Annotated in this window: 8 protein-coding genes and 2 pseudogenes; 5 read left to right on the top strand and 5 right to left on the bottom strand. The window is 42.1% G+C overall.

The window, feature by feature from the left end; genetic code table 11:
- Together LC574_RS03870 and LC574_RS03865 are read right to left on the bottom strand one after the other, a co-directional pair.
- Window positions 1-837: alpha-ketoacid dehydrogenase subunit beta (locus LC574_RS03870; RefSeq protein ID WP_229451576.1), on the bottom strand; the 837-nt coding region annotated here is incomplete at its 3' end.
- Window positions 838-961: 124 nt separating this feature from the next.
- Window positions 962-1,636 (bottom strand): annotated as a pseudogene (locus LC574_RS03865) (radical SAM protein); the annotation flags it as partial.
- Between the two features lie 1,179 nt (window positions 1,637-2,815).
- On the opposite strand from LC574_RS03865, the pseudogene LC574_RS03860 reads away from it, so the two are divergent.
- From LC574_RS03860 to LC574_RS03840, 4 genes and pseudogenes are all read left to right on the top strand, one after another.
- Window positions 2,816-2,913 (top strand): annotated as a pseudogene (locus tag LC574_RS03860) (GlsB/YeaQ/YmgE family stress response membrane protein); the annotation flags it as partial.
- A 447-nt stretch (window positions 2,914-3,360) separates the two neighbouring features.
- Window positions 3,361-4,053 (top strand): manganese catalase family protein, encoded by a 693-nt coding sequence (locus LC574_RS03850; protein ID WP_229451575.1) that lies wholly within the window; start codon window positions 3,361-3,363, stop codon window positions 4,051-4,053.
- Between the two features lie 509 nt (window positions 4,054-4,562).
- Window positions 4,563-5,303, top strand: a complete 741-nt coding sequence (locus LC574_RS03845; protein ID WP_229451574.1) for a DUF3891 family protein — start codon at window positions 4,563-4,565, stop codon at window positions 5,301-5,303.
- Window positions 5,304-5,688: 385 nt separating this feature from the next.
- Window positions 5,689-6,312 carry a hypothetical protein gene (locus LC574_RS03840; protein WP_229451573.1) on the top strand — a complete coding sequence of 208 codons (624 nt, stop codon included), beginning with the start codon at window positions 5,689-5,691 and terminating at the stop codon, window positions 6,310-6,312.
- 82 nt (window positions 6,313-6,394) lie between these two features.
- On the opposite strand, the gene LC574_RS03835 is transcribed toward LC574_RS03840, so the two are convergent.
- The 3 genes from LC574_RS03835 to LC574_RS03825 form a co-directional block, all read right to left on the bottom strand.
- The gene (locus tag LC574_RS03835; RefSeq protein WP_306422078.1) at window positions 6,395-9,064 is read right to left on the bottom strand and encodes a CHAT domain-containing protein; all 2,670 of its coding nucleotides are present in this window, start codon (window positions 9,062-9,064) and stop codon (window positions 6,395-6,397) included.
- Between the two features lie 421 nt (window positions 9,065-9,485).
- A complete protein-coding gene (locus LC574_RS03830; protein WP_229451571.1) occupies window positions 9,486-10,019 on the bottom strand; it encodes a hypothetical protein in 534 nt (177 codons plus the stop codon).
- 90 nt (window positions 10,020-10,109) lie between these two features.
- On the bottom strand, window positions 10,110-10,352 hold the full coding sequence (locus LC574_RS03825) for a hypothetical protein (RefSeq protein ID WP_229451570.1): 243 nt from the start codon (window positions 10,350-10,352) through the stop codon (window positions 10,110-10,112).
- Window positions 10,353-10,441: 89 nt separating this feature from the next.
- On the opposite strand from LC574_RS03825, the gene LC574_RS03820 reads away from it, so the two are divergent.
- Window positions 10,442-15,349 (top strand): S-layer family protein (locus tag LC574_RS03820; RefSeq protein WP_229451569.1); only part of this gene is annotated, 4,908 nt, incomplete at its 3' end.

Below are 15,349 nucleotides of genomic sequence, written 5' to 3'. Positions count from 1 at the left end.
TCTCTGAAGGTGATAAGTAATTTCAGATGAAATCGCAGCCAGAGGCCAGGCTTCTTCTACTACTATACAACGGTTGGTTTTCTTTACAGAGTTAACCACAGTCGCATAATCAATAGGACGCACCGTTCTCAGGTCGATCACTTCCGGCTTGATACCTTCTTTTTTCAGGGCTTCAACAGCAGGAAGAACGACTCTCGGAAGCATTTTTCCGAAAGTGACGATGGTTACATCAGAACCTTCTTCCACGATCTTGGCTTGTCCGATCGGCACCAGGTATTCGCTTTCAGGCACCTGGCCTTTGTCACCGTACATTTGCTCAGATTCCATGAAAATAACCGGGTCATTGTCACGGATGGCTGACTTAAGCAAACCTTTGGCATCATAAGGATTGGAAGGTACGATCACTTTCAGACCCGGTGTGTTGGCAAACCAGTTTTCGAAGTTCTGAGAGTGCTGGGCACCTAATTGTCCGGCGTTTCCGGTAGGTCCTCTGAAGACAATCGGGCAGGTATATTGACCGGCCGACATGGCCATGATTTTTGCAGCACTGTTGATGATCTGATCTATGGCTACCAATGAAAAGTTGAAAGTCATAAACTCAATAATCGGACGACAGCCATTGATGGCTGCTCCAACGCCAATACCGGCAAATCCTAGCTCAGCTATGGGTGTATCAATAACTCTTTTCGGGCCGAACTCATCTAACATACCCTGGCTGGCTTTGTAAGCACCATTGTATTCAGCAACTTCTTCTCCCATTAAAAATATGCTTTCGTCACGACGCATTTCTTCTGACATCGCTTCTTTGATCGCATCTCTAAATTGAATTTCTCTCATATTATCGGCTTAGTGTTTATATCGGATATTAACTCTCTAATAAAATGTGATGCAAAAGTAGCTGTAAATCGTGTCCAGCCAGAAGAAATGCTATTTGATGTCATGAGTTGGATTAAAGTAGCTAAGTTTGGAGGTGTGAATGTAAACCATATATGAGGTCTACATTCACACTTTCAAACTTAGCTTCTTTAATCCAACTCATGACATCAAATAGCATTTCTTCTGGCTGGACACGATTTACAGCTACTTGAACTTGGCTATTAAAATCCTGAATGCCAAAACTAATACGGTTAAACCCAATTTCTCTCAGAAAGAAAATGTAGTTTTTATCGATATAACGAGGATTAATCTCAATTGAGATTTCTGCTTGTGGATCGATGTTGAAATGGCGATTGATGTTTTTCCATAAAAATTCTATTTGGTGACAATCCAAGTAATTAGGAGTACCGCCTCCCCAGTGGATTTGCAGCACTTTTCTATCTTGATTGATTAAAGCTGCGGTGTTTTTAATGTCTTGAACCAAAGACTCCACGTAAGGTTTGGCAATATTCTTGTTGTTGGAAATTACCGTGTTACAGCCGCAGAAGTAGCAAGCACTTTGGCAAAAGGGGATATGGAAATATAGACTCATAGGAGTTTTGCGTTGATTCGAGGCTGCGATCGCGGCCTTAAAATCAGTTTCAGTAAATGTTTCGCTTAACTCTGTAGCAGGCGGGTAACTGGTGTATCTAGGTGCGCGAGTGTCGTACTTTTGAATCAGATCGAGATCAAACTTGACACCAGGTAATAGAAAAATCATTGAGTTGCTTTCCAATGAATGAGGGGAGTGGGGAGTGGGGAGTAGGGAGTAGGGGAGGCAGGGGGAGAATGATAAATGACTAATGACAAATGACTAATGACTAATAACTAATGACTAATGTTTAGAGAGAATCTGTATCACTCTATCTGGCAAGTACCACTGCCGATGTAGAACCCAGCTATTTTTATTTCTCCTAAGATTATTTAACTATTAATTTTTATATAACTATAAAGATATTAGTATTTATTTATGTTTTTCTGATTTTCACGCTTAAGCACATCCCAATACCATCAGTGAGAGGTTAAGATAATTGCACAAATGTCTGCGAGGATACAGGAAAAGGCGATAAATCTAGCTTGGAGACTGGCTTTCGCAGATATTTAACCACGCCTAAGTCTTGATTCTCTGGGGCAGCGACAATTGTCGTTCCCAACCGCCCCGCCAGAACTGAGCCGCGAGTTCAAATTTGTAAATATTTTCACCAAAATCAGCGATTTCTAGTACCCAGTGGTCAAGATTGCGATCGCCTGAATCTGTAACTAGTAACTTGGGTTAATATAGGAATCGTATTTGATTTTTGAAATTATCTACGTAGGCGGGGAGTGGGGAGTAGGGAATAGGGAATAGGGAATTAGGCTTTTCGAGTTGTCCCGAGCTTTTTCAGAAATCAAATATTAGTCCTATAGCTTATACATATCAAGATAAAAAACCTTCATTAAATTTAACAACATCAAATTTAAATTCATTCTCAGAAGTAGATTTCTTTCCTGGTGAACCTTTGCCGAACGCTATCATCTAACCCACACCCATACAACCTTCTTTCTGCCAAGGTTAGAGACTTTTTTTACATCGAACTCAGGTTAATTACGAATTATTTTAATGCATCTCTAAAAAGTTAGATTATTTTTTTAAATCTTAAGGTAGATATCAAAAAATATAATTTTAGTGTCTAGTTAGAGAACAAATAACGTCTAGACTTGTGTATTCAATAATTTCTAATTTATCTGACAAAACTTTCGTTTAGCATTTTTACTCTATAAATAAAAATGCCAATTTCCATCTGAACCTTGATGTAAAGTTTTTTATCTAACTTTTGGATTTAGCATTTATCCCATCTGGTAGAAAGAATTGTGAATCAGAGTTGATAACTTAGATATAAGTAAGATTGTTGAGAGGGTTATGAGTATTGTTGCTTGGGTAGTTTTAGGTCTTTTGGCAGCTGCCATTGCTAAAGCTGATTATCAAGGTGGTGGATTCTCTCCACAATGATTTTGGGTAAGCTGTTCCACATTGAAATTGCATAATTAGGGCGGGCAAGATGCCCACCCCACAAGAGTTATATAAATTTTAGATATGCAAACTAGATGTGGTTTAGCTTATCATTGGGGCTTTGGTCGGTGGAAGTCTCTTTACTTTACTACGAACAAGAACTCTGCAAATTACTGCGGCTGGTGCTGCTTTGACTCTTCTAGGTATTTTAGTGGCTGTGATCGGCGCAATTGTCGCTATTTATCTATGGGGATTAATCAGAAGAAGCAGCAATGCTTAATAGCTGATTGGCAGTTATCAACACTGACATGACTACTGTATTTTATTGGTCTTCTAGTTAACCAGTTTGAGAAGCTATCAAATCTCAAATTAGCTATATATTCAAAGATGCTAGGAGACAATAAAATAATAGTTTATCAATTCTGTAAAATCATAATTTTTGGAAGTGTAAATCTATGTTTTTTCACAAAAAAGAGCCTATTCATGCAGTTAACGTTAGTGAACCAAACCCTCGTTTTGCTCAGTTGCTTTTAGAGCAGTTTGGCGGAGCTACTGGAGAACTTAGTGCAGCACTTCAATATTGGGTTCAATCATTCCACGTTGAAAATGCTGGAATTAAAGACATGCTCCAAGACATTGCGATCGAGGAATTCAGCCATTTAGAAATGGTTGGTAAACTCATTGAAGCTCATACTAAAAATACAGATCAAACAGAGGCTTATAAAAGCACTCTATTTGCAGTCAGAGGGATTGGGCCTCATTTTCTAGATAGCCAGGGTAATGCTTGGACTGCAAGTTACTTGAATGAAGGCGGAGATGTAGTGCGTGATTTGAGAGCTAATGTTGCAGCAGAAGCTGGCGCTCGTCAAACTTACGAAGAGTTAATTAAGTTGGCAACTGACAAAGGAACCCAAGAGACTTTGGTCCATCTGTTAACACGAGAAATTTCTCATACCCAGATGTTTATGAAAGCTCTAGATTCGCTGGGTAAGTTGACAGATCCGTTCTTTGGTAATATTAAGCCAGATGAAACTGTTGCTCTCTACTACAACCTATCTACAAACGGAAATGGTCAAGATGAGCGTGGCCCTTGGAATTCTGAACCAACATTTGAATATATTGCTAATCCGCTAGAAAAGCACTCTTAATTCCATAGGTTGCAGTTAGAGCTTATTGAAAACTCCCAATCATCTGGTGGGCAAACAGCCCACCTTGTTTAGCAATGGTTAAACTGTTTTTCTACATTAGGGATTTGTGAGGGAGAATTTAGCTTTATCCACAAGATTCCCGACTTCTCTAAGAAATCGGGAATCTATAGGACTCCTATTTGATTTTTGAAATAACTCGCCCTCAACTCGAAAAGGCTGATTCCCTACTCCCTACTCCCTACTCCCTGCCTACACAAAGAAGTTCAGAAATCAAATCGGATTGCTATAAGTTGATCAGTATTTGCTGATATTGATTTGGATGCAACACGCGGTTTGGATACCTCTGCGCTCCGAAAAATGGACTATGTTATACTCAATTGAAAATGGCTATAAAGATTAAGCCACACTGAAGAAGTCAGAGCGATCGCCTCTTCAAATCTACCCCGACGTTTCTGAATTCAGAAATTAATTGAACTCAAAATCAAAACTAAGAATCAGGAGATTGATTTGTGATTGTCAACGCTACGCCAAATGGTTGGGAAGTTATTTATCACCGCGCTCATGCTTTATTAGCGGCTCAACTTGCAGGACAGTGGCGACGTAAAGATGCGCCAGCAAGGTTATATGAAACCGTCACTGCAATTTCTCATCACGATGACCTAGAAAAAGAGTGGGAAGAAGATATTCTTACTGAAGCCGGTGCGCCACTGGACTTCACCCTCGCCACAAAAAATGATGCAGAGATTGGTATTAAGAAAGTGGCTGATTTGGCAAAGAATGCTCGCTACCGGGGACGGTGGGTGGCTCTACTAATTTCCATGCACATCAGCCGTTTAAATGAGCCAAGCCGGGGTCAGTTTCCAGAACTAGACAAAATTTTAGATGAGCAACTGCAAAACCAGCAACGTTGGCGCAAGGAACTAGGCATCGAAAAGGAAGAAGTTGATTCAGCTTATGCATTTATGCAATGGTGCGATCGCCTTTCTCTGATCTTATGTCAGCAAGAACTACCCGAAGATGAGCGGTTTTTAGAAATTAGCAAAGGCCCTGAGGGTCAGCGCTATGATATCATGCAGCGCAGCGATAACTTGGTTGTTGTCAAACCTTGGCCCTTCCAAGACGAAAAATTTACAGTCAACGTTGAAGCCTGCGACCTTTCCCAAGTTAAATTTGAAAGCAGCGCCGAACTAGCTCAAGCACTACAAGAAGCTCCCATCAAGGTACTAGAGTGGACATTCGTTAAGAGTTAGACATCCACAGCATAGGGACTTCCAGTTAAAAAATATCCCATCTCCGGGTCGCACAGCTGTCATACGTGTCAACTTAACGTAAAAGCCATGTCCCGCAAGGAACTGAAGTTCCTTGCTAATAGCTTAAGTCATCTAAAGATGACTAAATAATCCGAAAAATTTTTAGTCTACTTCAGTAGACTTTAGCTATTAGCCTTGAACTTTAGTTCTAGGCGGGTGAGTCAGGCAACAGTTAAGCTATCTATAGCTTAAGTTGACACCAATGAGCATTGCTAAACCCCTACGATAGATGTGGTTCAAATACATGAAAACTGCTGTAAGCTAAGTTTGCTTCACTGTGGGGACAGTTAGGACGCTTTTTTATTAGCTGTATGTCGGATTTATTATGTCTAAACCAAAAATTTTGCAAGAAGGACAGAGTTACACTTTTCGTTCTTACTTCGAGTTACCTTATGAAACAGAAGATATTTTAGCTGAATTGGGTTATAGCTTTTCACGTGCGCGTATGACTTTACCTTCTTCTCAACGTGTACCACAACGTTTACCTGAATTACGTCAGCAAATCGAGGAGTTGTTACCACTGGTAACTTTATCGAGCGAAACTGCACGTCGAGAAATTATGGTAGCACCAGTACTTTCGGAACTAGCGCGTTTTTGTAAGTGTCAAATGCGTTTAGAATATCCTCTCCAGGTAAGTTCTCAACTCAAAGGTAATTTAGATTATTTACTGCGAAATATGAACACAAATGAAAGAAGTAAAAATTTTCTGGTAGTTGAGGCTAAAAACGACGATTTATCAAGAGGTTTTACTCAACTATCAGTAGAGTTAATCGCTTTGGCAATAGCAGAAGAACAAGATATTCTTTATGGTGCAGTCACAGTAGGTGATACTTGGCGTTTTGGTTTATTAGAACAACAGCCTCTTCATATTACTCAAGACATTGCTTTGTATCGTGTGCCTGATGATTTAGATGTTTTAATGCAAATATTGATTGGAATTATTGAATAATAGGGAATAGGGAATAGGGAATAGGGAATAGGGAATAGGAAATAGGGAAAAAGGTGTACTGAGTTTTGTTCAGATGTGGGTTTCAAAGCCAATTACCGATCGCAATCATTGGTGCCCAGTATACTGGGTTATCGTACTTAATATTTATACCTTCAGATGGCGGTAATTTCTTAGCATTAATCATCCGAATTTGGGCTTTTTGCAGTGCTTCTGCAATACTCATTCTCGCGTTGCGGTAGTTGGTGTAAAATGTTTTGACTAGTTCGGCTGTCGATGCATCTGTGACACTCCACAAAGATGCGATCGCACTTTTAACGCCAACTTGTAATGCAACTCCAGCTAATCCTAGTGTAGAGCGATCGTCGCCAACTGCGGTTTCACATGCAGTAAGTGCAAGAAGTTCGACGCTATCTAATTTGCTGTTGAGGTTTCGCAGTGAATTTTCTAATTGACTGATGGTGAGTTTTTGGTTTTTGCCTGTGACAATGAAGGTGTCTTCGGGAATGATGCCAAATTGAGCGTGACTAGCTATATGGACGACGGGATATGTTGTTTTCTCAAGTTTTTGTTTAAAACTTTCGGGGACAAAGTTCTCGTCCATCAGGTCGGTATAATTGGAAAATACACTTTTAACTGCACCGACTTCTTCGGGAACTGAAAAAAGCGCATCAAAAGCCTTTCCGTCGATTGTGGCTTGTTGTGTCAAACCCAAAATTAACGCCTTTTGCGTACTGCGATCGCGTACTTTGGGCGTAGTAAGTCGTAAACTAGGAGTTGTGGCAACTGCGTAGGTTTCGACTAAGTACTTCTTTTGTTGGTTATCATAAAGTGCTGCCATTGGCACAGTACGCAAAAACCCATCCTGAATAAACACAAGGGTTTTGACTGTCTCAGGTTTAATATCTTCAGCAAAAGGGCGAATTATCCAATCATAAAGCTGTGCCGCATTTGTTGTATCGTAGTTAACTTCTTCTTCTCCTTTAATTAGTCCGCTACGAAACTCGGTAATTTTTTTCTGTAGCCTGTCGCTGCTAACTATCTTACTTGTACCCCCTTGATTGGAGTCTTCAATCCATTTAAACTTGGTTGTCTGATTAGGTAATTGCAATAATATTCCGGTTTTGCCATCTAAAATTATCGAACTCAAAAACCCAGTATTCTTAAAGGTTATACTATTATCTTCCAGGAGTTCGCCCACGGGTTTGGGATTCAACCCACTCAAAATGCAATCATTGCCAAAATAATTCTGTAATTCTGCCAGTTTCAACGCATCGATGGTGTTAACTACTTTCGATAATTCTTTGGCACGTCGTTCGTCTGCAATTGCACCAACTCCTAGCAAATCGAGCCGCGATCGCGCCAATGTGCGGTACAATGGTCGAACGACATCGCGGAAGTCAAACTGGACATCACGTTCTGCGGTTAAAATATCCTGGCGGATATCTTCTAAGATTTCAAATGCTCTTTGATAGAATGCGATCGCTTCTTCTTTGCGATTTTCTTGATCTAAAATCCGTCCAGCTTGCCACTCCCACAAATACAAGCTATCTTTTGCACTCAACTTTTTATCTGCTGCGATAATTGCAGTTTGGGTATATTTTAATGCTTGTTTACTATCTTTGCGGCATTCCCAAAAATGTCCTAAAGCACCATTAGCATAAGATTGTAGGCGATTGTCTTGTAAGTTATTACTAGTTAATACTGCGCTTTTCAGCAAATTTAATGCTTCGTTCTCCGATGAAACCATCTGAGTTTGACAGTAGGTAAAGGGCGAAGTTCCTTGAGAATGGCGCTGCAAGTATGCTAAATCAATTGCCCCATACACTTTTGTCGGTGAATCGGGTAAATCTTTGAGAATCTTCAAAGCATCCTCATGGGCATTATTAAAGGTTTCATCGCTGATAACTTTCGTCTCATTTGTCTGGGAACCCAACTGAATTAAATTTAATAATCCCCGCATCTCTGCTAAAGGTTGTTTTTGGTTGTGGGCAAGTTTTATACTATTTTGAAAATATTCGCGGGCTTGGTTGTAATCTGCGGCAGACTTGTTGGTAAATTCCTTTTCTTTACTGACAATACCAGCTTGCTTTGCAGAATTGGCTTGTAACTCATGCAATTGAGCGCGACTTCTCAGGGCATTACCCAAACTATTTAACACCAAAAAGTCATATTCTGGAGAGACTTGTTGCGTGGCGTGTAAATATTCAATTGCTTGGTCATAATTTCCGATTAACCGATATGCCTCACTGAGAATTCCCAAAGCCGCAATCTTACCGCGTTTGTCGTTGTGTTTGGTGGCGATTTGTTCGGCACTTTCGGGAGTGCATTTTATTTCTTGACTCCCTTGATTTTCTGAGATTTTCGACTTTTCTACCAATTTACCACATAAAAGTGCGATCGCTTTGCGAGGTTGTCCCAAATTGCTGTAAACTTGGGCAAGCTCTGATTTCATGCGACCGACTTGTTGGATATTTCCCACCGCCCCATAGTCACGAATTGCTGCTGATAATGACTCAATAGCTTCTTTATTTTCTCCTATTTGTTGATAGGCACGCGCCAAATTTTCATTAACAACCGCCGCACGTGACGGATTATTTTTATACTGATTTAATGCTTCTTGCCAGTATTTTATCGCATTGTGAAAATTTCCGGCATCATAGTCTTTAATTCCTTGTTCAACCAGTACACTAGCATTTTGAGTTTGTGCAGATACGACTTGTCCAAACAATAAAGAGATTATGATGGATGCCAAAAATAATACTTTGATCAGGTGTTGCTGGATGAAGAGATGAATTAACCTCACGCACAGAGAAGTTCGAGCCACGGAAGTCGGTGGACGTAAAAGCGTAGAGAGTAATAGTTTGAGATATTTCTTTGGGAATTTCATATTTTAATTTAGCAACGCCTGGTTTTTATGGTGTTCGGGTTTAATAAGTTATTTTTTATACAGTTTATTTTGGCGATCGCAAGTTATATCACGTCCAGTTAAACACAAGTCAATTGCGAACGGAGTGAAGCAATCGCTCCAGACGTTGTGATTGCTTCGTTTCACTTCGTTCCACTCGCTTTTGACTTATCACAAGTAATTTATCGGACATGATATTATTCCAAGTCAATGATAAAGGAAATACTTATGTGGTTTTTATTTTTATCTAGTGGTAGACAAATAAGTGCTAGCACCTTTGGACAGGAAGATGCTGGAAATATTCTAATTCAAGCAGGCGATCGCGTTTCCATTTATAGATGGTAATGCAGGTATTGGAGATGCTGGTAATGTGAATATTGAGGCACTCAACCGCGTATCTCTCGACAACAGCAGTATCTATACTACTGTAGGAGTGAATGAGGAAATAAGCGGGCAGGGTAAGAGGATGTTTGAAAAGTGTCGCATAGCACATATAATACTCCAATATAACTTCAAAGTACCTCAACACGACTTTGAAGTACCTCAACACGACTTTGAAGTACCTCAAAACGACTTTGAAGTACCTCAACACGACTTTGAAGTACCTCAACACGACTTTGAAGTACCTCAACACGACTTTGAAGTACCTCAACACGACTTTGAAGTACCTCAACACGACTTTGAAGTACCTCAACAAGACTTTGAAGTACCTCAACACGACTTTGAAGTACCTCAACACGACTTTGAAGTATCCGTTAGTTATTTTTACAGGACTTACGCAACAATAACGTAATTTCGTCATTGCGACCGTTCGCTCTTAGCGTTCCCGTAGGGTAGGGAAGCAATCGCAAAGCCTTGTTTTTTCGTTGTAAGTGCGTAAGTCCTATTTTAGTTAGGCGTAGGTTGGGTTAAGCACAGAAATATTGCACACATGGAAAAATCCTATGTGCAGTTTTCTGCAAAGGCGTTGCTGAATCAAGGGATGATTCTTGTAGGGTGGGCGTCTCGCCCGCCCTGAAATACAAGGGACGGGCAAATCGCCCCATCCCACAAAACTAGCAAAATCATCCCGCAAATATGCAACGCCTTCTGCAAAATGATATGCACTATCATGCGATCGCACGGTACAATTCATGCAACTATATTTGCATAAAAGGTGAATGCATTACTTAGTCGTTTACCTGATGGTGGATTTTATTTGAATTTCTCCAAGGTAAATTATTTATGAATCAAGCACATCATCCCCAAAAAGCCAGTATTAAAAGTATTCTTTCTTTATGCCTAATATCCACTGCATTAAGCCTTGCCTCGCCAGCCCAGGCACAAATCACACCCGATAACACACTCTCGTCAGAAGCTTCTCAACTCAATCAAAATCTGATAATTAATGGCGCACTGGGCGACAAAATTGACGGTGGTGCAACACGAGGAAGCAATCTTTTTCACAGTTTCAGTGAATTTAATATCCAAGATGGGCAACGAGTGTATTTTGCCAATCCCACTGGTATAGAAAATATATTGACGCGGGTAACAGGTGGGAATGGGTCGAATATTTTCGGGACATTGGGAGTTGATGGTGCAGCAAATTTGTTTTTGATTAATCCCAATGGAATTTTATTTGGGCAGAATGCGCGGTTAGATGTGCAGGGAAGTTTTGTTGGGACAACAGCTAATGGAGTGCAGTTTGGGAATCAGGGATTGTTTAGTGCGACAAATCCGCAAGCGCCGCCATTATTGACTATTCAGCCTTCGGCGTTGTGGTTTAATCAGCTTAATCAAGGTGCAGCGATTCAAAATAACTCAGTTGCACCAGCAGGAATAGATGCAGCAGGTTTCAATGCATATGGTTTACGAGTAGCTGATGGTAAAAGTTTACTGCTAGTGGGCTGTAATGTCAGCATGGATGGTGGGAAATTAAATGCTTATGGTGGGAGAGTTGAGTTAGGAGGATTAGCAGCACCTGGAAATGTCAATCTTCTTTTTAATGGGGATAATCTCAGCTTGAAATTTCCTGAGAATACGACTCGTGCTGAGGTATTGCTTACCAATCAAGCAGGTATATATGTAACTGGGGCTGGTGGCGGTAATATTGCAGTCAACGCCAGAAATCTAGAGATTTTAGGAGGAACTATCTTAACTGCTGGTATTGGCCAAGGTTTGGGGACACCTGAAACAATTGGGGGAGATATTACGCTGAATGCTACCGGGGAAATCAAAGTTGCTGGTGGGAGCATAGTTCGCAATCTTGTGCGCTTGGGGTCACAAGGTAATGGTGGTAAGATTACTATCGATTCTGGTTCTTTCTCATTACAAGATGGCGCTGCACTTGCTGCCTCAACCCTTGGACAAGGGAATGCGGGGAATGTGACAGTGGGTGCAAAAAATGCTGTTGAGCTTGCAAATGCTTCCATCTTCAGCACGGTGTCAGCCGGAGGTGTGGGTAAGGGTGGCAATATTGACATCAATGCAGCAACCCTGTCACTCACTGATGGCGCTCAACTGCTAACTATTACTGATGATGCATCTGATACCCAACCAGCCGGAAGAGGGGATGCAGGCAATGTTAATGTTAAAGTAACAGGTGCTGTTGATATTGCTGGGAAGAAAAACGGTTTTCCCAGTGGGATTGCCAGCTATATGTCCACGGGAACAGTTGGCAATGGGGGTAACATTACCATCGATTCTGTTGACTTCTCTCTAAGTGATGGCGCTAAACTTGTTGCCTCAACTTCAGGAGTGGGGAATGCGGGGAATGTGACAGTGGGTGCAAAAAATGCTGTTTCCCTTGCAGATGCTTACATCTTCAGCACGGTGTCAGCCGGAGGTGTGGGTAAGGGTGGCAATATCGACATCAATGCTGCAACCCTGTCACTCACTGATAGCGCTCAACTGCTAACCACTACTGATGGTGCATCTGATACCCAACCAGCCGGAAGAGGGGATGCAGGCAATGTCAATGTTTTGGTAACAGGTGCTGTTGATATTGCTGGAGAGAAAAACGGTTTTCCCAGTGGGATTCGCAGCAATGTGGAGACGGGGACTGTTGGCAATGGGGGTAACATTACCATCGATTCTGGTGACTTTTCTCTAAGTGATGGCGCTAAACTTACTGCCTCAACTTCAGGAGTGGGGAATGCAGGGAATGTGACAGTGGGTGCAAAAAATGCTGTTGACCTTGCAGATGCTTACATCTTCAGCACCGTGGAAGCAGGAGGTGTAGGTAAGGGTGGCAATATCGACATCAATGCAGCAACCCTGTCACTCACTGATGGTGCTCAACTGCTAACCACTACTGATGGTGCATCTGATACCCAACCAGCCGGAAGAGGGGATGCAGGCAATGTCAATGTTAAAGTAACAGGTGCTGTTGATATTGCTGGGAGTGGGATTGGCAGCTATGTGTCCACGGGAACAGTTGGGAATGGGGGTAACATTACTATCGATTCTGGTGACTTCTCTCTAAGTGATGGCGCTGGACTTACTGCCGAAACCCGTGGACAAGGCAATGCGGGGAATGTGACAGTGGGTGCAAAAAATGCTGTTTTCCTTGTAAATGCTTCCATCTTCAGCACCGTGGAAGCAGGAGGTGTGGGTAAGGGTGGCAATATCGACATCAATGCAGCAACCCTGTCACTCACTGATAGCGCTCAACTACTAACCCTTACTCGTGGTGCATCTGCTACCCAACCAGCAGGAAGAGGGGATGCAGGCAATGTCAATGTTAAAGTAACAGGTGATGTAGATATTGCTGGCGAGAAAAACCGTTTTCTCAGTGGGATTCGCAGCCTTGTGGAAACGGGGACTGTTGGGAATGGGGGTAACATTACCATCGATTCTGGTGACTTCTCTCTAAGTGATAGCGCTCAACTTTCTGCCTCAACTTTTGGACAGGGAAATTCAGGGAATGTAACGGTACGTGCAAAAGATGCAATTTCCCTTGCAAATGGTGGCATCCTCAGTATAGTAGAAGCAGGAGGCGTAGGTAAAGGAGGCAATATCTACATTAATGCAGCAACACTGTCACTCACTGATGGCGCTCAACTGCTAACTATTACTCGTGGTGCATCTGCTACCCAACCAGCAGGACAGGGGGATGCAGGCGATGTCAATGTTTTGGTAACAGGTGCTGTTGATATTGCTGGGGAGAAAAACGGTTTTTCCAGTGGGATTTTCAGCTATGTGGGAACGGGGACTGTTGGGAATGGGGGTAACATTACCATCGATTCTGGTGACTTCTCTCTAAGTGATGGCGCTCGACTTTCTGCCTCAACTTATGGAGTGGGGAATGGGGGGAATGTGACGGTGGATGCAAAAAATGCTATTTCCCTTGCAACTGGTGACATCCTCAGTGCAGTAGAAGCAGGAGGTGTAGGTAAAGGAGGCAATATCGACATCGATGCAACAACACTGTCACTCACTGATGGCGCTCAACTGCTAACCATTACTCGTGAAGCATCTGCTACCCAACCAGCAGGACGGGGGGATGCAGGCAATGTAAATCTTAAGGTAACAGGTGCTGTTGATATTGCTGGGGAGAAAAACGATTTTCACAGTGGGATTAGCAGCCTTGTGGGAACGGGGACTGTTGGCAATGGAGGTAACATTTTTATCGATTCTGGCTCGTTCTCATTACGAGATGGCGCTCAACTTGTTGCCTCAACTTATGGACAGGGGGATGCAGGCAATGTCAATCTTAAGGTAACAGGCGCTGTTGATATTGCTGGAGAGAAAAACGGTTTTCTCAGTGGGATTAGCAGCCTTGTGGAAACGGGGACTGTTGGGAATGGGGGTAACATTACCATCGATTCTGGCTCGTTCTCATTACGAGATGGCGCTCAACTTGAAGCCTCAACTTATGGACAGGGGGATGCGGGGAATGTGATGGTGGGTGCAAAAGATGCTATTTCCCTTGCAACTGGTGACATTTTCAGCACCGTAGAAGCAGGAGGCGTAGGTAAAGGAGGCAATATCGACATCAATGCTACAACACTGTCACTTACTGATGGCGCTCAACTGCTAACCCTTACTCGTGGTGCATCTGCTACCCAACCAGCAGGACAGGGGAATGCAGGCAATGTCAATGTTAAAGTAACAGGTGCTGTTGATATTGCTGGGCAGAAAAACGGTTTTCCCAGTGCGATTTTCAGCTATGTGTCCACGGGAACAATTGGCAATGGAGGTAACATTACCATCGATTCTGGTTCCTTCTCATTAAAAGACGGCGCTCAACTTGTTGCCTCAACTTATGGACAGGGAAATGCAGGGAATATTCGGATCAATGCAAAAGATGCAATAACTGTTTCTGGAACTAATCAAGAGAGTGGATTATCTAGTGCTTTATTCACATTTACTGATTCTACTTCCACTGGTATTGGTGGTGATATCACCGTAAACACCAATATCTTTCGCGTATCAGACGGCGCTTTACTGGATGCACGCACTACAAATAATCAAAAGGGTGGCAATATTACGGTGAATGCAAATATTTTTGAAGCACTGAACGGTGGACAACTCACCACCACTACCTCAAGCAATGGACGTGCAGGTAAAATTACTGTCAACGCAGACGATAAGCTAATAATTAGCGGTATTGACCTTAGTTACAGCGATCGCATTACTAAATTTCCTGACAACGTAGCAAATATCGGTGCTAACAGTGGCTTATTTGTCAGTTCCACAGGTTCAGGAATCACAGGCGATATCGAAATTAACTCACCCAAAATTACCTTAGACAACCAAGGTAAACTCAACGCTGAATCTGCATCCGGTAACGGTGGTAATATCAACGTCAACAGCGACTTACTCTTACTTCGTCGTGGCGCTCAAATTTCCACCAACGCAGGTACAGAAAAATTAGGTGGCAATGGCGGTAACATCAATATCAACTCCAAATTTCTCGTTGCAGTTCCCAACGAAAATAGCGATATCAGCGCTAACGCCTTCACAGGAACTGGTGGAAACGTTCAAATCAACTCTCAAGGGATTTTCGGTATCGAGTCGCGTCCAAAACCAACCGAAAAAAGCGATATTACTGCAAGTTCAGAATTAGGTGTTTCAGGTGTAACTAAAATTAATGCACCCGATACCAGTTCTATTCAAAACAGCTTCACAGAATTACCACCATTGCCACCT

This window comes from Nostoc sp. CHAB 5715, assembly GCF_020829685.1.
In the GTDB taxonomy this organism is placed as follows: domain Bacteria; phylum Cyanobacteriota; class Cyanobacteriia; order Cyanobacteriales; family Nostocaceae; genus Nostoc.
This window is presented reverse-complemented; position numbering and strand designations above follow the sequence as displayed.

Bases quoted from the DNA above. Each gene is read 5' to 3' on its own strand.
- LC574_RS03850 (WP_229451575.1), top strand. From the start codon at position 3,361: ATGTTTTTTCACAAAAAAGAGCCTATTCATGCAGTTAACGTTAGTGAA.
- LC574_RS03830 (WP_229451571.1), bottom strand. From the start codon at position 10,019: ATGACGAAATTACGTTATTGTTGCGTAAGTCCTGTAAAAATAACTAAC.
- LC574_RS03825 (WP_229451570.1), bottom strand. From the start codon at position 10,352: ATGAATTGTACCGTGCGATCGCATGATAGTGCATATCATTTTGCAGAA.
- LC574_RS03840 (WP_229451573.1), top strand. From the start codon at position 5,689: ATGTCTAAACCAAAAATTTTGCAAGAAGGACAGAGTTACACTTTTCGT.